Source organism: Streptomyces sp. NPDC026092 (assembly GCF_040638605.1).
Taxonomy (GTDB): domain Bacteria; phylum Actinomycetota; class Actinomycetes; order Streptomycetales; family Streptomycetaceae; genus Streptomyces.
Window position 1 is genome coordinate 41,112 of the sequence record NZ_JBEZYN010000028.1, and the last position, 18,984, is coordinate 60,095.

General features: G+C 76.2%; 6 protein-coding genes. All 6 read left to right on the plus strand.

Annotated elements, in window-relative coordinates; translation table 11 throughout:
- The first annotated feature begins 13 nt into the window (after positions 1–13).
- Positions 14–10,141, plus strand: a complete 10,128-nt coding sequence (locus AB0F56_RS32395) for a type I polyketide synthase (RefSeq protein WP_362016271.1) — start codon at positions 14–16, stop codon at positions 10,139–10,141.
- 91 nt (positions 10,142–10,232) lie between these two features.
- On the plus strand, positions 10,233–11,399 hold the full coding sequence (locus AB0F56_RS32400) for a zinc-binding alcohol dehydrogenase family protein (protein WP_362016274.1): 1,167 nt from the start codon (positions 10,233–10,235) through the stop codon (positions 11,397–11,399).
- Positions 11,400–11,403: 4 nt separating this feature from the next.
- Entirely contained in the window at positions 11,404–15,945 is a 4,542-nt protein-coding gene (locus AB0F56_RS32405; protein ID WP_362016277.1) for an SDR family NAD(P)-dependent oxidoreductase, read from the plus strand.
- A 30-nt stretch (positions 15,946–15,975) separates the two neighbouring features.
- The gene (locus AB0F56_RS32410) at positions 15,976–17,190 is read left to right on the plus strand and encodes an acyltransferase domain-containing protein (RefSeq protein ID WP_362016280.1); all 1,215 of its coding nucleotides are present in this window, start codon (positions 15,976–15,978) and stop codon (positions 17,188–17,190) included.
- The gene (locus AB0F56_RS32415; RefSeq protein WP_362016282.1) at positions 17,187–17,903 is read left to right on the plus strand and encodes an SDR family oxidoreductase; all 717 of its coding nucleotides are present in this window, start codon (positions 17,187–17,189) and stop codon (positions 17,901–17,903) included. The genes AB0F56_RS32410 and AB0F56_RS32415 overlap by 4 nt, the downstream gene beginning before the upstream one ends.
- A gap of 31 nt (positions 17,904–17,934) precedes the next feature.
- Positions 17,935–18,957: a 3-oxoacyl-[acyl-carrier-protein] synthase III C-terminal domain-containing protein gene (locus tag AB0F56_RS32420; protein ID WP_362016284.1), complete on the plus strand. Its 1,023-nt coding sequence runs from the start codon at positions 17,935–17,937 to the stop codon at positions 18,955–18,957.
- Positions 18,958–18,984 lie beyond the last annotated feature (27 nt).

An 18,984-nucleotide genomic window follows, 5' to 3' on the forward strand; every position in this document is an offset into this window, starting at 1 on the left:
AGGAGCAGAAGCGTTGTCCAACGAACAGAGCGGCGACCAGAAGGTCCTGGAAACGCTGAAGCGGCTCACCACCGACCTCCGCCGCACGAAGCAGCGCCTGCGCGAGGCCGAGGACCGGGGCCACGAGCCCATCGCGATCGTCGGCATGGCGTGCCGCTACCCCGGCGGCACGGCCTCCCCCGACGACCTGTGGCGGCTCGTGGCCGAGGGCCGCGACGCGGTGGCGGGCTTCCCCACCGACCGCGGCTGGGACCTCGGCGCGCTCTTCGCCGACGACCCCGACCGGCCCGGCACCTCGCACGCCCGCGAGGGCGGCTTCGTGCACGACGCGGGCGAGTTCGACCCGTCCTTCTTCGGCATCTCGCCGCGCGAGGCCCTCGCGATGGACCCGCAGCAGCGCCTGCTCCTGGAGACCGCGTGGGAGGCGATCGAGCGGGCCGGCATCGACCCGGCGTCGCTGCGCGGCAGCCGTACCGGCGTGTACGCGGGCGTCATGTACCACGACTACGGCACGGGCGCGGACCCGCTGCCCGAGGGGGTCGAGGGCTACCTCGGCCTCGGGACCGCCGGCAGCATCGCCTCCGGTCGCGTCGCCTACGTCCTGGGCCTGGAGGGCCCGGCCGTCACGCTCGACACGGCGTGCTCGTCGTCCCTGGTGGCACTGCACTCCGCCGTACGGGCGCTGCGCGCGGGCGAGTGCACGATGGCCCTCGCGGGCGGCGCGACCGTGCTGTCCACCCCGGCCGTCTTCGTCGACTTCTCCCGGCAGCGAGGCCTCGCCGCCGACGGCCGTTGCAAGCCCTACTCCGCCCAGGCCGACGGCGTCGGCTGGTCCGAGGGCGCGGGCATGCTGCTCGTCGAACGGCTCGCCGACGCCGAGCGGCTCGGCCACCCGGTCCTCGCGGTCCTGCGCGGCTCGGCGGTGAACCAGGACGGCGCCAGCAGCGGCCTCACCACACCCAACGGGCCCGCACAGCAGCGGGTCATCCGCCAGGCCCTCGCCGACGCCCGGCTCGACCCGGCCGACGTCGACTTCGTGGAGGGCCACGGCACCGGTACCGCCCTCGGCGACCCGATCGAGGCGCAGGCGCTGCTGGCGACCTACGGCCAGGACCGGGACGAGCCGCTGTGGCTCGGTTCGGTGAAGTCCAACATCGGCCACACCCAGGCCGCCGCCGGCGTCGCCGGGATCATCAAGGCCGTCATGGCCCTTCGCCACGGCGTACTGCCCGGCACCGTGCACCTCACGGAGCTGTCCCCGCAGGTCGACTGGGCCTCCGGCGCCGTCGAGCCGCTGCGCGAGGCCCGCCCGTGGCCCGAGGTCGGCAGGCCGCGCCGGGCGGCGGTGTCGTCGTTCGGCATCAGCGGCACCAACGCCCACATCGTCCTGGAACAGGCACCGGCCGCACCCACCGCCGTGGTTCCGGCCCCCGCCCCGTCCGCACCCGCGTCGGCCACCGTCCCCGCCGCACGTGCGGAGGCCACCGCGCCCACCGTGCCCGCCGAGGACCGGACCGAACCCGTCGCGATCCCGGTCGTGTTGTCGGGCGCGACGGAGCCCGCGCTGCGCGCGCAGGCCCGACGCCTTGCCGCGCACCTCGTGGACCGTCCCGACCTGGCCCCGGTGGACGTCGCGTACAGCGCCGCCACCGGCCGTACCGCCCTGCCCAGCCGCGCGGTCGTCGTCGCCGACGACCGCGACGGGCTGCTCGAAGGGCTCACCGCGCTCGCCGAGCGGCGGCCCGGCCCGGCCGTCGTCACCGGCACCGCGGGGGTCGGCGTCCGGCGGACCGCTTTCGTCTTCCCCGGCCAGGGCGCCCAATGGGCCGGCATGGCCGTGCCGTTGCTCGACTCCTCGCCCGCCTTCGCGGCCCGCTGGGCCGAGTGCGGCCGCGCGCTCGCCCCGTACACGGACTGGTCGCTCGACGAGGCGGTCCGCTCGCCGGAGGCGCTGGAACGCGTCGACGTCGTCCAGCCCGTGCTCTGGGCCGTCATGGTGAGCCTGGCCGAACTGTGGCGTACGGCGGGCGTACGGCCCGACGCGGTCCTGGGCCACTCGCAGGGCGAGATCGCCGCCGCCTGCGTCGCGGGCGCACTGTCCCTGGAGGACGGCGCGAAGGTCGTCGCGCTGCGGGCGAAGGCCCTGCTGGCGCTCGCGGGCCGGGGCGGGATGCTGTCCGTACCGCTGCCGGAGGCCGAGGTGCGGGCCCGGCTCGCCCAGTGGCCCGGTCTGGGCGTGGCCGCCGTCAACGGCCCCTCCGCGGTGGTCGTCTCCGGCGCGGTGGCCGCCCTCGACGCGGCCCAGGCCGCGTGGGAGGCCGAGGGCGTCCGGGTGCGCCGCGTCCCCGTCGACTACGCCTCGCACTCGCCGCAGGTCGAGGAGATCCGCGAGCGTCTCGCCGCCGACCTGGCCGGCATCACGCCGCGCCGCACCGAGGTCGCCTTCCTCTCCACCCTCACCGGCGAACCCCTCGACACCACCGGGCTCGACGCCGACTACTGGTACCGCAACCTCCGCGAGCAGGTCCGCTTCGAGGAGGCCACCCGCCGGGCGATCCAGGACGGCTACCGCGTCTTCATCGAGGCCGGGCCGCACCCGGTGCTCACCGTCGGCGTGCAGCAGACGGCCGACGCCCTCGACGTCCCCGTCGCCTCGGTGGCCACCCTCCGCCGCGACAAGGGCGACCTGAGCCGGTTCCGTACGGCCCTCGCCGAGGCCGCCGTGCTCGGCACGCCCGTCGACTGGGCGGCCGAACTGGCCCCGTACGCCCCGCGCCGCGTCGACCTGCCCACGTACGCCTTCCAGCGCGAGCGGTTCTGGCTCACGCCGCAGCGCCGCGCCGCCGTGGCCGCGGCGGCGGGCGCCGACCCGTGGGAGGCCGGGTTCTGGGACGTCGTGGACCGCGCCGACCTCGAGGCGCTGTCCCGCGCGCTCGGCGTCGACACGGACGAACCGCTCAGCGCCGTCGTGCCCGCACTGTCCCAGTGGCACCGGGACCGGCACGAACGGTCGACCGTCGACACCTGGCGGTACGCGGTGGAGTGGGAGCGCGGCACCGTCCCCGACGACGCGCGCCTGACCGGACCGTGGCTGCTCGTCGTACCCGAGGGCCACACGGGCCCGCTGCCCGCCGACTGCGCCCGCGTGCTCGCCGCCCGGGGTGCCGACGTCACGACCCTCACGCTCGCCGACGGCGACACCGGACGCGACGGGCTCGCCGCCCGCCTCGCGGACGCCTGCCCGGCCGACGTCCGCCCCGCCGGCGTGCTGTCCCTGCTGGCCCTCCACGACGAGCCGCACCCCGAACACCCCGCGCTGCCGGTGGGCCTGGCCCTGACGGTCGCGCTCGTGCAGGCCCTCGGCGACGCGGGCGTCGACGCCCCGCTCTGGTGTGCCACCAGCGGCGCGATCGCGGCCGGCCCCGCCGAGCGCGTCACCGCGCCCGCGCAGGCCCAGACATGGGGCCTCGGCCGCGTCGTCGCCCTGGAGCACCCCGACCGCTGGGGCGGCCTCGTCGACCTGCCCGCCGCACTGGACGACCGCGCGGCCGGCCGGCTCGCCGCCGTCCTCGCGGGCGACGCGGGCGCCGAGGACCAGGTGGCGCTGCGCGACACCGGCCTCTCCGTGCGCCGCCTCTCCCGCGCACCGCTCGGCGCCACCCCCGCCCCCCGCCGGTGGCGGCCCACCGGCACCGTGCTGCTCACCGGCGGCACCGGCGCGCTCGGGCCGCACCTGGTGCGCTGGCTGGCCGCCCACGGCGCCGAGCGCGTCGTGCTGCCCAGCCGGCGCGGCGCGGCCGCCCCGGTCGCGGCGGAACTGACCGCCGAACTCGCCGGGTCCGGCACGGCCCTGGAGTTCCCGGCCTGCGACGTCGCCGACCGCGGCCAACTCGCCGCGCTGGTCGCAGGACTGGCCCGGGCCGGTACGCCGGTACGCAGCGTCCTGCACGCCGCCACCGCGCTGGAGCTGCGCCCGCTGGCCGACATCCCGGTGGGCGAGTTCGCCGACGAGGTGGCCGCCAAGGTGCTCGGCGCCCGCCACCTCGACGAGCTCTTCGGGGCCGACGCCGACCTCGACGCCTTCGTCCTCTTCTCGTCCATCGCCGGCCTGTGGGGCAGCGGCGAACACGCCCCCTACGCCGCCGCGAACGCCTACCTCGACGCGCTCGCCGAGGACCGCAGGGCCCGGGGCCTGGCCGCGACCTCGGTCGCCTGGGGCATCTGGGCCGCCGTCAACGACTGGGACGGCATCCGCGAGGGCGTCGACCCGGAGCGCGTCCGCAGGCAGGGCCTGCCCTTCCTCGACCCCGACCTGGCCGTCGCGGGCCTGGCGCAGGTGCTCGACCACGACGAGACCACCGTCGCGCTCGCCGACGTGGACTGGACCCGTTTCGTGCCGGTGTTCTGCTCCGCACGGCGCAGGCCCCTCCTGGAGGGCGTACCGGAGGCCGCGGCCCTGCTGCGCGACGCCGTCGTCGACACCGGTACGGCCTCGGCCCTGCGCGAACGGCTCGCCGCGCTGCCCGAAGGGGAGCGCACGCGGGCCGTGACCGAACTGGTCCGTGACCACGCGGCCGCCGTCCTCGGCCACGCCTCGCCGTCGGCGCTCCCCGCCGACCGGGCGTTCCGCGACGTCGGCTTCGACTCCATCACCGCCGTCGAACTGCGCAACAGGATCGGCGCGGCCACCGGTCTGACGCTCCCCGCGACCCTGGTCTTCGACCACCCGTCGCCCGCCGCGCTCGCCGAGCACCTGCTCGCCGAGGCCTTCGGAGCCGTCGCGACGTCCGCGCCCGTCGTCACCGCACGGGCCGAGGACGACGACGACCCGATCGCCATCGTCGGCCTCAGCTGCCGGTACCCGGGCGGCGTCGAGTCGCCGGACGACCTGTGGCGGCTCGTGGTGGCGGAAGGGGACGCGGTGGGCGACCTGCCCACCGACCGGGGCTGGGACCTCGACGCGCTCTACGACTCCGACCCGGACGCCCGGGGCCGCAGCTATGTGCGCAACGGCGGCTTCCTGCCCGGCCTCGCGGAGTTCGACGCCGCGTTCTTCGGGATCTCCCCGCTGGAGGCCCGCGCCACCGACCCGCAGCAGCGCCTCCTCCTCGAAGCGGCGTGGGAGGCGTTCGAGCACGCCGGCATCGACCCGGCCGGCCTGCGCGGCAGCCGTACGGGCGTGTTCGCCGGCGCCAACGTCGGTGACTACGCGTCCAGTCGCGGTCCGGGTGCCGGCGGCTCCGACGGGCAGCTGCTCACCGGCAACGTCCCGAGCGTGGTGTCCGGCCGGATCTCCTACACCCTCGGCCTGGAGGGGCCGGCCGTCACGGTCGACACCGCCTGCTCGTCGTCGTTGGTCGCGCTCCACCTGGCCTGCCAGTCCGTGCGCCGGGGCGAGAGCGACCTCGCCCTCGCCGGCGGCGTCGCCGTGATGTCCAGCCCGGCCGCGCTGATCGGCTTCTCCGCGCAGCGCGGACTGTCCGGCGACGGCCGCTGCAAGGCCTTCGCCGACGCGGCGGACGGCACCGGCCTGGCGGAGGGCGTCGGCCTCGTGCTGGTCGAGCGGCTGTCCCGGGCCCGCGCCCAGGGCCACCGCGTCCTCGCCCTCGTCCGCGGCTCCGCCATCAATCAGGACGGCGCCTCCAACGGACTCACCGCGCCCAGCGGACCGGCCCAACAGCGCGTGATCACCGCCGCGTTGGGCGACGCCGGTCTGCGTCCCTCCGACGTGGACGCCGTGGAGGCGCACGGCACCGGCACCCGGCTCGGCGACCCGATCGAGGCCCAGGCGCTGCTGGCCACGTACGGCCGCGACCGCACCGAGCCGCTCCGGCTCGGCTCGGTGAAGTCCAACGTCGGCCACACGCAGGCGGCTTCGGGCGCCGCGGGCGTCATCAAGATGGTGCAGGCCATCCGCCACGGACTGCTGCCGAAGACCCTGCACGTCGACGCGCCCACCGCACAGGTCGACTGGACGACCGGGGCCGTCTCGCTGCTCACCGAGCCGATGGAGTGGCCCGCCGTGGACCGCCCGCGCCGCGCGGGCATCTCGTCGTTCGGCCTGTCCGGCACGAACGCCCATGTGATCATCGAACAGGCGCCCGAGGGGGACGCGCCCGTGGCGCAGGCGCCGGAGGCGGACGCTCCGGCTGTCGCGGAGGCGCCGGAGCCCCTTGCCGACGCGCCCGCGCCGGTCGTGGTGTGGCCGCTGCACGGTCGTACCGAAGCCGCCCTCCGCGCCCAGGCGGCGCGGCTGCGTGACCATGTCGCGGCCGTTCCCGACGTCCGCCCCGCGGACGTCGGCTGGTCGCTCGCGGCCGGCCGCGCCGCCTTCGACCACCGGGCCGTCGTGCTCGGCGCCGACACGGCCGAGCTGCTGAGCGGCCTCGACGCCGTCGCCGGTGCCACCGCCCACCCGGCGGCGGCGCAGGGCGCCGCCGCGGGCGCCGACCGGGTCGCGTTCGTCTTCCCCGGCCACGGCGCCCAGTGGCCCGGCATGGCCAAGGGACTCCTGGAGGAGTTCCCGGTCTTCCGGGAGAGCGTGCACGCCTGCGCCGACGCGTTCGCCGAGTTCGTGGAATGGGACCTCCTCGACGTGCTCCACGACGTCGAGGGCGCGCCGCCGCTGCACCGCGTGGACGTCGTACAACCCGCGCTGTTCACGATGATGGTGTCGCTCGCCGCGCTGTGGCGCGCGCACGGCGTGCACCCGTCGGCGGTGGTCGGCCACAGCCAGGGCGAGATCGCCGCCGCTTACGTGGCGGGCGCCCTGTCCCTGCGGGACGCGGCCCGGATCGTCGCCACCCGCGGCAAGGCGTGGCTGACCCTGGCGGGCACCGGCGGCATGGCGGCCGTCGCGCTGCCCAAGGCGGAGGCGCTCCGGCGCCTCGAGCCGTGGGGGACGCGCCTCGACATCGCGGCGGTCAACGACCCCCGCTCCGTCACCGTCGCGGGCGACCTCGACGCGCTGGAGGAACTGCTCACCGGACTCGAGGGCGAGGGCGTCCGCGTGCGCCGCGTCCGGCAGATCGTCGGCGCGGGCCACACCGCGCACGTGGACGTGCTGCGCGACCACCTCGTCGAGACGCTGGCGCCGACCTCCCCCCGCTCGTCGGCGATCCCGTTCTACTCCACGGTGACCGGTGGCCTGCTCGACACCGCGGGTCTCGACGCGCACTACTGGTACGAGAACGCGCGCAGGACCGTGGAGTTCGAGCAGGCCGTGCGCGCCATGGCCGAGCAGGGCCACGGACCGTTCCTGGAGGTCAGCGGGCACCCGATGTTCACCGTGGCCCTCCAGCAGACGCTGGAGGACGCGGGCGTCGGAGCCGCCGCGCTCGGCACCCTGCGCCGGGACGAGGGCGGCCGCGAGCAGTTCCTGCGCGCCGCCGCCGAGGCCCACACGGCGGGCGCCACCGTCGACTGGCGGCCCGTCTTCGAGGGCACCGGCGCGGCCACGGTCGAGCTGCCGACGTACGCGTTCCAGCGTGCCCGGCACTGGCTGGAGCCCTCGGTGGGCACCGGCGACATGACGGCGGCCGGACTGGCCTCGGCCGGGCACCCGCTGCTCGGCGCCGAGGTCGACCTCGCGGGCGGCGGGCTCGTCCTCACCGGCAGGCTCTCCGCCGCGGCACACCCGTGGCTGCCCGGCGAGGTGCCGGGGGCGGTCCTCGTCGATCTCGTCCTCGCCGCCGCCGACCGGGTCGGCAGCGCGGGCATCGGCGAACTGACCGCGTACGCTCCGCTCGCGCTCGCGGAAGGCGGCGTCACCGTGCAGGTGCGCGTCGGCGAGCCCGACGGAGAGGGCACCCGATCGGTCGGCGTGCACGCCCGGACCGACGGCGCCTGGGTGCGCCACGCCGAAGGCACGCTCGTGGCCCACACCGCGCCCGGCGCCGCACTGACCCCCTGGCCGCCGACGGGCGCCGAGCCCGTCGACGACCTCTACGCCGAACTCGACGCCGTCGGCGTCGGTCCCGCCCCGGCCTGGCGTGCCGTACGGGCCGCGTGGCGGCGCGGCGACGACGTGTTCGCCGACGTGGCGCTCGACGCCGACGCCGCCGGACGGGCCGACGGCTTCGCCCTGCACCCCGTGCTCCTCGACGCCGCCCTGCACACCGTCCTCGACACCGACCGGGCGCCCGTCGCCTGGTCGGGCGTGCGCCTGCACGCGACCGGCGCGCGGGCCGTGCGGGTACGCGCCGAGCGCACGGGCCCGGACACCGTGGCCCTCACCCTGGCCGACCCCGCGGGCGACCCGGTGCTCACGGTCGACGCGGTCCGGCTCGGCGCCGTGGCGGACCGCACCGCCTCCGCGCGGATCGGCCGCGACGCGCTGTTCCGCATGGACTGGGTACCGCTGGCCGCGACCGACGCCGGGGCGAAGCCCGGCCGGTGGGCCGTCCTCGGTGCCGATCCGCTGGGCGCCGCCCAGGAGTTGCGCGGCCTCGGGCACACCGTGGACGGCGCGGTCGACCCGGCGGCCCTGCGCGAGATCCCCGACGCCGTCCTGGTCACCGCCGTGGGCGGTGAGGGCGACGTGCCCGCCGAGGCGCGTTCCGTCGCGCACGCCACGCTTGCGGCCGTCCAGGCGTGGCTGGCCGACGACCGGTTCGCCGCCGTCCCGCTCGTCGTGCTCACCCGCGGCGCGGCGGCCGACCGGGCGTCCGATCTCGCGGGCGCCGCCGCATGGGGCCTGGTGCGCTCGGCCCAGTCGGAGCACCCCGACCGGTTCGTCCTGGTCGACACCGACGGCGAGCCCGAGTCGTGGCGGGCGCTGCCCGCCGCGTCGGCCGCCGGGGAGCCCCAGCTGGCGCTGCGCGGCGGCGCGGCCCTGGTGCCGCGCCTCGCCCGCCTCGCCGAACCGGAAGGACCCGCGCCGTGGGACCCGGCCGGCACCGTCCTGGTCACCGGAGCGTCCGGCGACCTCGGCGCGCTGGTCGCCCGCCACCTGGTGACCGAACACGGCGTCCGGCACCTCGTGCTGGCCTCCCGGCGCGGTCAGGACGCACCCGGCGCGGGCGAGCTGAGCGAGGAGCTCGGCACGCTCGGCGCCCGGGTCACCCACGCGGCGTGCGACGTCGCCGACCGCAAGGCGCTCGCGGAGCTGCTCGCGGCGATCCCGGACGAGCACCCGCTGACCGCCGTCGTGCACAGCGCCTCGGTCCTCGACGACGGCGTCGTCGCCGCGCTCACCCCCGAGCGGATGGACACGGCGCTGCGCCCGAAGGCCGACGCCGCCTGGCATCTGCACGAGCTGACCCGCCACCTCGACCTGGCCGCGTTCGTCCTGTTCTCTTCGATGGCGGGCACGCTCGGCGGCCTCGGCCAGGGCAACTACGCGGCGGGCAACGCCTTCCTCGACGCCCTGGCCCGGCACCGCAGGGCCCACGGTCTGACGGCGACGTCCGTGGCCTGGGGCTGGTGGGCCGAGCGCGCCACCAAGAGCGGCCACGAGGTCGCCCCGGACGAGACGGCCGTCATCAACGGCATGGTGCCGCTGACCGAGGCGCGCGGCCTCGCGCTCTTCGACGCGGCGTGCCGGGGCGACGAGCCCTTCGTCGCGGCGAGCGCGCTGGACCTGCGGTCGTTGCGGGCCGCCGCCGACGAACTGCCCCCGATGCTGCGCGCGCTCTCGGGCGTACCCGCACGCCGGGCCGCCGCGCAGGCGGCGACCGCGGCCGCGCCCACCCTGGGACGCGATCTCGCCGGCCGCCCGCGCGTGGAGCAGGAGGCGCTCCTGCTGGATCTGGTCCGCGCCGAGGCCGCGCTGGTGCTCAGCCACCCGAGCGGCGACGACGTCCAGGTCCACCACCGCTTCCTCGAGCAGGGGTTCGACTCGCTGGCCGCGCTGAAGCTGCGCAACCGGATCGCCGCCGTCACCGGACTGCGGCTGCCGCCGACGCTGGTGTTCGACCACCCGACCCCGGCCGAGCTGGCCCGGTACCTGCTCGCCGAACTGGCACCGGCCGACGGCGAGGCACCGGCGGAGTTCGCCGACGAGGACGCCGCGACGGCCGTCCTCGTCTTGGAAGAGCTCGGTCAACTCGACGAGGCCATCACCCGACTGCCCGCCGACGGCCCCGAACGGGCCCGGATCGCGGAGCTGTTGGAGGGCCTCGTGGCGAGGTGGAACCGTTGATGATCAACAAGACCGCTGTCCTGATAGCGTCGACCTCAGACGCGGGACGGCTTGGGACGACGGCAAAATACACCCACATCTGGGGGAGTTGATGGAGACAGTCAAGGCATGGGTTCTGCCCGCCGGCCCGGAGGACCGTTCGAAGGGGCCGGTGCGCGGTGAGTTGACCCTCACCCGCGTTCCGATCGCGTCGCCGGGCGAGCACGAGGTGCTCGTCGAGCCCCTCGTGGGCTGCTGGGAGGCGAACATGGAGCACGCCCTCGCCCGCACCCCCGTCGACATCGTCCGCCAGCGCGGCGAGGAGCGGATCACCGTCGGCACCTGCGGCGTGGTGCGCGTGCTCTCCGCCGGATCCGCCGTGCGCGGCCTGCGCGAGGGCCAGGACTGCCTGTGGATCCCGTTCGGCCGGATCGACCGCAACGGCTACGCGGAGACCATCTCCGCCTACGACGCGCCCGGTTCGCCCGGCCTGCTCGCCGAGCGCATGGTCGTGCCCGCCGACCGGCTCGTACCGCTGCCCGAGGACGGCCGGTACCCCGTGGAGCGCTGGGCTCCGTTCGCGCGCTACTTCACCGCCTGGGACAACTGGCGGGTCACCAGCCGCTGCTGGCGGAGCCAGGTCGACGACGCCTGGGACGAGCAGCCGCTCGTGCTCGGCTGGGGCGGCGGCGTGGTCTACGCCGAACTGGAACTGGCCCGCCGCGAGGGATTCCGTACGGCGATGGTGTCCGGCCGGGACAGCAGGCTCAAGGACATCGCCGCCTCGGGGGCGATCCCGGTCGACCGCCGGGAGTTCCCGGACCTGGACTACACCTGGGCCAAGGAGTCCGGCGAGCCCGGCGCGATGGACCGCTACCGCGCCTCCGAGGCACGGTTCCTGGAGATCGTCGGCGAACTCTCCGGCGGCCTCGGCGTCTCGGTCTTCCTGGACAACCTCGGCGGCGGCCTCCACCGCGCCACGCTGAAGAGCCTGGCCCGCGAGGGCGTGGTGTCCACCGTGGGCTGGAAGACCGGCATGCGGCTGTGGAACCTGCGCGCCACCGAGTGCATCACCCGGCACATCCACGTCCACACGCACGCGTGGCGGTTCCAGGACGGCGCCCGCATCCGGGACGTGATGCAGGAGACGGGCTGGCTGCCCGACATCGCCGACGGACCGGTCACGCCGTTCGACCGGATACCCGAACTGGCCGAGGCCTACAGCCGCGACGACCTCGACGGGTACTTCCCGTTGTTCTCCGTCGCCGGGAGGAACTGACCCGATGAGCGCCCGATCCTTCGACGTCGCGGTCGTCGGCATGGCCTGCGCCTTCCCCGGCGCGCCCGACCTCGCCCAGTACTGGGCGAACGTCGTCGCCGGCGTCGACTCGGTCACCGAGGTCGACGCGGAGCGCTGGCCGACCGATCGCCACTGGGCGGGCGCCGAGGCCCCGTCGGGGGAGCGGTCGCCGTCGAAGTGGGGCGGGTTCCTGCCACCCCTGCCCTTCGACGCGCTGAGCCACGGCGTGCCGCCGGCCTCGCTCGGCGCCATCGAGCCCGCCCAGCTCCTCGCCCTGGAGACCGCCACCCGGGCCCTCGCGGACGCGGGCTACGCCGACCGGCCCTTCGACCGGGAGGCGACGTCCGTCGTCTTCGCCGCGGAGGCGGGCGCCGACCTCGCCTCCGCGTACGCGATGCGGTCCCTGCTGCCGCTGCACCTCGACGAGCTGCCCGCCGAGCTCGACGCGCGGCTGCCGCACCTCACCGAAGACTCGTTCCCCGGCACGCTGGCCAACGTGATCGCGGGACGGGTCGCCAACCGCCTGGACCTCGGCGGACCGAACTACACCGTCGACGCCGCGTGCGCGTCCTCGCTCGCCGCGCTCGACCAGGCCTGCAAGGAACTCCTCGCGGGCACCAGCGACATGGTCCTGTGCGGGGCCGTCGACACGCACAACGGCCTGCACGACTACCTGATGTTCGGCTCGGTGAAGGCGCTCTCGCCGACGGGACGCTGCCGTCCCTTCGACGCGTCCGCCGACGGCATCGTGCTCGCCGAGGGCGTGGCCTGCCTCGTCCTGAAGCGTCTCGAGGACGCCGAGCGGGACGGCGACCGCGTCTACGCCGTGGTCAAGGGCGTCGGCGCGGCCAGCGACGGGCGCGGGCTCGGCCTGACCGCGCCCCGCCCCGAGGGCCAGCGGCGCGCGCTGGAGCGCGCCTACGCCACCGCCGGGATCTCGCCGCGCGAGGTCGGCCTCGTGGAGGCGCACGGCACCGGCACGGTCCTGGGCGACCGGACCGAACTGGAGACGCTCACGGGCGTGTTCGGCGAGGCCGGCGCCGAACCCGGCGCGTGCTCTCTGGGTTCGGTGAAGTCGCTCATCGGCCACGCCAAGTGCGCGGCGGGCATGGCCGGACTGATCAAGGCGGTGCTCGCCGTGCACACCGGCGTACGGCCGCCGACGCGGCACGTGAAGGCCCCCAACGCCGCCTGGTCCGCCGCGACCAGCCCCTTCGCCTTCGACACCGCCGCCCGCCCGTGGACCGACACCGAACGGGTCGCGGGGGTCAGCGCGTTCGGGTTCGGCGGCGTCAACTACCACGCGGTCGTCGCCGCCGCCGAGCCGCGCACGAACGCCCCCGCGCCCGCCGCCTCGCAGCCCCGGCTGCTGCGGTTCCGGGGCACCGAGGACGAGGTACGCGCCTCCCTGGGCGCACTCGCCGACCGGCACGCCGACGGCGCCGCGCTCCGCGACCTGGCCGCCGTCACCGGGACCGGCCCGACACGGGTCGCGATCGTCGCCGAGGACGCGGCCGGCCTCCGCGAACAGATCGACCTGGCGCTGCGCCTCCAGGACGCGCCCGAGCACGGCGTCCACGTCGGCGACGGCACCCGCCGGCCCGTCGCGCTGCTCGTCCCCGGGCAGGGCAGCCAGCGGCCGGGGATGCTCGCCGACCTGTTCCTGGCCTCTCCCCGCCTGCACCGGTTCCTGAGCGCCGATCCGGCCCTGGCCGACGCGGTGTTCCCGTCCGGCGTCTTCGACGGTGACGCCCCGCGCCTGGTCGACACCCGACTCGCGCAACCCGCCCTCGGCATCGGCGGCCTGGCCGCGCTCGACCTGCTGCGCGCCTGCGGCGTCGAGGCCGACCTCCTCGGCGGTCACAGCTACGGCGAGCTCGTCGCCCTCGCCGCCGCGGGCGTGCTTCCCGAGGACGCCGTGCTGCCGCTGAGCGGCGCCCGCGCCCAGGCCATGCACGCCGCCGCCGGTACGGACGCGGGCGCGATGGCCGCCGTCGCCGCGCCCGCCGACGCGGTCGCCGCCCTGCTCACCGAGCACGGCCTGGCCGAGGACGTGGTCCTCGCCAACCACAACGCTCCGGACCAGGTGGTGCTCGCCGGGTCCGCAGCCGGGATCGACGCCGCCGTCACCGCGCTCCGTACCGCAGGGCTCACGGCCAAGCGGCTGCCGGTCGCCGCCGCGTTCCACAGCCCCCGGATGGAGCCCGCCGTCGAGGCGTTCGCCGAGGCGCTGGCGGCCCAGGAGTTCCGCGCGCCCGAGGTGCCCGTGTGGTCCGGGGCCACCGCCGAGCCGTACCCGGCCGAACCGGACGCCGCACGGGCGCTGCTGGCCGGCGCCCTCGCGAGGCCCGTCCGGTTCGCTGAACAGATCGAGCGGATGTACGCCGCCGGGGCCCGCGTCTTCGTGGAGGCCGGGCCGGGCACGGTCCTGACCCGCCTGGTCGGCGCCGTCCTCGGCGACCGCCCGCACACGGCCCTGTCCGTGGAGGCGCCCGGCCGCCCCGGCCTGCCCCACCTGCTCGGCACCCTCGCCGCCCTCGCCGTGCGCGGGGTACCGGTGCGGCCGGAGGCGCTGACAGGGGACCGTACAGAGGCGCCGGAACCATCGGCTCCGGTGCGGTGGACGGTGGACGGCCACCTGGTCCGTACGGCGGACGGCGAGCCCGTCCCCGGCGGCCTGCGGCCCGTCGAACCGCCTGTCGCGCTCACCACCACGGGTGGCGAACGGGACGAGACCGTCATCGAGTTCCTGCGGGGCACCCAGCGCATCGTCGCCGCCCAGCAGGAGGTCATGCTCCGCTACCTCGGCGGCGAAGCCACCACGAGCACTCCCGCACCCGCTCCCGCACCCGCTCCCGCACCCGCTCCTGCTCCCGCGGTGGTGAAGCCCCCCACCGAGTCGGCCTCCGCGCCGACCGTCCTGGAACTGATCGCGCGGCGCACCGGGTACCCGGCCGACATGCTCGACCAGGACCTGGACCTGGAGGCCGCGCTCGGCATCGACTCGCTCAAGCGCACGGAGATAGCCGCCACCCTTCTCGGCGGCACCCCGCACGCCGACTCCGTGGGCGCCCTCTCCGACCTGCGCACCATCCGGGAGATGACCGACTGGCTGGCCGCCCGTACCGACGGCGACACCGGCACCCGCGCCGACGCCCGCACCCTTCGCCACGTGGTCGAGCTCGTGCCGACGCCGCTCGTTCCGGGGGAGTGGCGGGTCGAGCGCGCCGCGATCAGCGGAGGCGGCGAGGTCGCCGCCGAACTGGCCCTGTTACTGAAGGAGCGCGGCGCCGAGGTCGTGGACGACCCGGCCGACTGCGACACCTTCCTGAGTCTCGACGCGCTCGACGGCGGCGACCCCGTCCTGCCCGCCCGCTTCGCCGCCGTGCGCGCGGCGGTCCTGGCGGGCGTACGCACCCTGCTCCTCGCCACCTGCCACGACGAAGGACCCGCGGGCGCGGGCCTGCACGGCTTCGCCCGTGCGCTCTCCCGCGAGTACCCCGGCCTCGCCGTGGTCGCGGTCGACCTGCCCGGTGGCCGCTCGCCCGCCGAGGCGGCGCGGGCGCTGGCGGACGAACTCGACGCGCCCCAGCCGTCCGTCGGTCACCTCGAAGGCCGCCGCGCCCTCTGGCGCACCACCGCCGCCGAACTGTCCTCCGCGCCGCCCGCGCGCGTCACGGCCGCGGACCTCGGACTGGACCGCGACAGCGTCGTCCTGCTGACGGGCGGCGCCCGTGGCATCACCGCCCGCCTCGCGGCCGCCCTGGCCGAACGCACCGGCTGCCACATCGAGTTGATCGGCCGCAGCGAACCCGCCGCCGACGCCGCCCTGGACGAGGCCGCCCTGCGTACCCGTCTGATCGCCGAGGGCGGGCGCACCCCGGCCGACATCGAGCGCGAGGTGCGCGCGTACGGAGCCTCCCGCGAGGTCCGACTCTCTCTGGACGCCCTCGCCGGGACGGCCGCGTCGGTGCGCCATCACCGTGCTGACGTGACGGACCCGGAGCGGCTGCGCGCCGTCCTCGACGACGTGTACGCCCGGCACGGACGCCTCGACACCGTGGTGCACGCGGCGGGGGTCGTCCGCGACCAGACGCTGCCCGACAAGTCTCCGGAGTCGTTCGCCGAGGTCTTCGGGACCAAGGTCACCGGCGCCCGCACGCTGGCCGAGCACCTGCGGCCCGGGCTGCGTCATCTGGTGCTGTTCGGCAGCATCGCGGGCGTCCTGGGCAACCGGGGCCAGAGCGACTACGCCGCCGCCAACGACGCCCTGGACACCCTGGCCCGCCAGTGGTCGGGGCGGGTCGCCGACCGGGTGCTCGCCCTGGACTGGGGCCCGTGGGCCGCCGACGCGGGCGGCATGGTCACCCCCGAGCTGGAGCGCGCGTACGTGCGGAGCGGCATCGGCCTGATCGACCCGGACGAGGGCGTGGAGGCCTTCCTGCGCGAGCTGGCGTTCGGCCGCGACCTCCAGGTGCTGCACGCCGTGGGCGACCCCACCGCGTTCGGGGGCGACCTTGACTGACGTACTCCTCCCGGCGTTTCGGGGGCGACCGTGACGGACGTGCTCCTCGCCGCCGCGCGCACGCCCGCCGAGCTGCTCGACGCGCTGCGCTCAGGCCGCCCCGCCGGCACCGGCCCCTGCCGCGTCGCCGTGTTCGACCCCACGCCCGAGCGCGTGGAGCAGGCGGCCCTGCTCGTCGCCCGGGGCGAGCCCTGGCGCGGCGGCAACGACCTCTGGTTCACCCCGGGCCCCGGGCTCGGGGGCGGCGTCGTGTTCCTCTTCCCCGGCCTCGACGCCCGTACCGGTCCGGCCCCCGACGACGTCCGGGGCTGGTTCGGCCTGCCCGCCGAACCGACGACCGCCGACGACGACTCCCTCGGCGCGCGCACCCAGGCCGCGCTGCGGCTGAACCGGGTCCTCGACACCGCGCTGCGCCGCGTCGGCATCACCCCCGACGCCGTGGCCGGCCACAGCGCGGGGGAGTGGAGCGCCCTGTTCGCCGCGGGCACGTTCCCCGCGCGGGCCTTCGAGGCGATGGCCGGCGACATGGGCACCTCGCCCGTGCCGGACGTGGTCTTCGCCGCCGTCGGCCTGCCCGCGGCGGCGGCCGCCCGGCTCGCCGAGGGCGAGCCCCGCGTGGTGCTCTCCCACGACAACGCCCCCGACCAGAGCGTGCTCTGCGGGGACGAGGACGCCGTGGAGCGCTGCCTGGACCGGATCGCCGACCCGGCGGTCCCGCGCCGGGTGCTGCCGTTCCGCTCGGGGTTCCACACACCGATGCTGGCCCCGTACCTGCCCGGCTTCGCCGAGGTGTTCGACCGGATCCCGCTGGAACGGCCGACCGTGCCCGTCTGGTCCGCGACCACCGTCAGCCCCTACCCGGACGACGAGGCGGCGTTACGCGCACTCCTCGAACGGCACCTGCTCGAACCCGTCCTCTTCCGGTCGGTGGTGGAGCGCCTGTACGAGGACGGCGCCCGCGTGTTCGTCCAGGTCGGCTGCGGAAGCCTCCTCCGCTTCGTCTCGGCCACGCTCTCCGACCGGCCCCACGCGGCGGTCGGCGCCGGGTCCACGACCCGGCCGCAACTCGACCAGCTGCGCTGGGCCGCCGCCGCCCTCTGGGCCGAGGGCCGCGCCCCCGACCTGGGCGCGCTCGGCCTCGCGCCGCCCGGCGGCGACACCGTGGCAGCCGCCTACGAGGCGGCCATGGCCACCGTCAGCGCCTCCATCGACGAGGTCTACCGCAACTGGAAGGGGCGGGCGTGAGCGAGCAGCGCCGAGCAGTGGTGACGGGTGCGGCCAGCGGGATCGGCGCGGCCGTCGCCGAACGGCTGGTCAGGGCGGGCTGGGCGGTCACCGGCTGGGACCGCCGGCCGGGCACCGGGACCGGCATCGACTGGCACACCGTCGACGTCCGCGACGCCGAGGACGTGCACGCCGCCGCCGAGGCCGTGCCCGAGGCCGACCTCCTCGTCAACAGCGCGGGCGTGGGCGCCATCGCGCCCTCGGCCGAGCTGCGGCCGCAGACCTGGGAGCGCGTCCTCGGGGTCAACCTCAGCGGCACGTTCTACTGCGCCCAGGCCCTGTTCCCGGCGCTCGCCGCGCGCGGCGGACTCGTCGTGAACGTCGCCTCCGTCATGGCGCACCGCGCCGTCCCCGGCCGCGCCGCCTACTGCGCCTCCAAGGCGGGCGTCGTGATGCTCACCGAGGTGCTCGGCGTGGAGTGGGCCGAGCACGGGGTGCGCGTCCTGGCCGTCAGCCCCGCCTATGTGCGGACGCCGCTGGTGGAGAAGGGCTTCGAGAACGGCAACCTCGACGAGGCCGCCATCGCCGCCCGTACCCCGCTGGGCCGGCTCGCCACGCCCGGTGAGGTCGCCGACCTCGTCCTCGACCTCACCGGCGACCGATACGCGTACATGACCGCCACCACCCTGCGCTTCGACGGCGGCTGGGTCGCCGACGGCGTGTTCCCCCGCTGAGCAGCCCACGATGAAGGAGTACCGACCGACCATGCCTCCCGCCGACTTCGGGATCCTCGGCCTCGCGCACGCCCTCGGCGACCCGAGGGACGTCGCCGCCACCGCGGCCGACTACGTCGACGACCCCGACCGGGTCCTGCTCTGGGGCTACCGCACCTTCCACCGCTCGCCGGAAGGCACCACGCCCACCGCGCTCGCCGCCCGCGCCGCCACCAAGGCGCTCGCCAAGGCGGGCGTCGACCCGAGGGACCTCGACCTCGTCGTGGTCGCGGACAGCAGCGTGCCCGACTACCTGCTGTGGGACGCCTCCACCGCGCTCGCGCGGGAGATCGGCGCCACCGCCTCGCCCACGCTGCTGCTCACCCAGGGCTGCGCGTCCGGCGTGACCGCCTTCCAGCACATCGCCGGCACGTTCGCCACCCGCGAGGACGTCGACACCGTGCTGCTCGTCGCCGTGAACCAGGCGAGCGAGGCGCACACCAACCGCATGCGCAGCAACACCCTCCTCTCCAGCGACGGAGCGGCGGCCGCCGTGCTGCGCCGGGGTCACGGCAGGCTGCGGTGGCTCGCCACCGAGCAGATCACCGACCCGACGTACAACGACTTCTACCGCGTCGAGTACGGCGGCGCCGCCGCGCCCTTCCCGCCCGAGGGCACCGCCAACCTCGACGTCGACCCGCTCGCCCTCGTGTACCGGCACTTCCGCCGCGAGCCCGAGCACCTGGCGAAGTTCGTCCGCACCCTCAACAGCCGGGTGCGCACGGTCTACGAGCGCGCCTGCGACCGCGCGGGCGTGGACACCGGCCAGGTGGCGAAGTTCCTCTTCCTCAACGACAACCAGGACAGCCTGGCGGACATCGCCAAGGCCGTCGGCGTACCGCTGGAGCGCACCAACGCCGCGCTCGGCGCCGACCTCGGCCACTGCGGCGGGGCCGACCAGCTCATCTGCCTCGACACCTACCTGGAGCGCGGGGACCTCGTCGAGGGCGACGTGGTCGCCCTCGCCGGCATCTCCATCGGCATGCACTGGTACTGCACGCTCCTCACCGTCTGACCGACGACCCAGCACACGACACCACAA

Coding starts and splice junctions, on each gene's coding strand:
- AB0F56_RS32400 (WP_362016274.1), top strand. CDS start 10,233: ATGGAGACAGTCAAGGCATGGGTTCTGCCCGCCGGCCCGGAGGACCGT.
- AB0F56_RS32405 (WP_362016277.1), top strand. CDS start 11,404: ATGAGCGCCCGATCCTTCGACGTCGCGGTCGTCGGCATGGCCTGCGCC.
- AB0F56_RS32420 (WP_362016284.1), top strand. CDS start 17,935: ATGCCTCCCGCCGACTTCGGGATCCTCGGCCTCGCGCACGCCCTCGGC.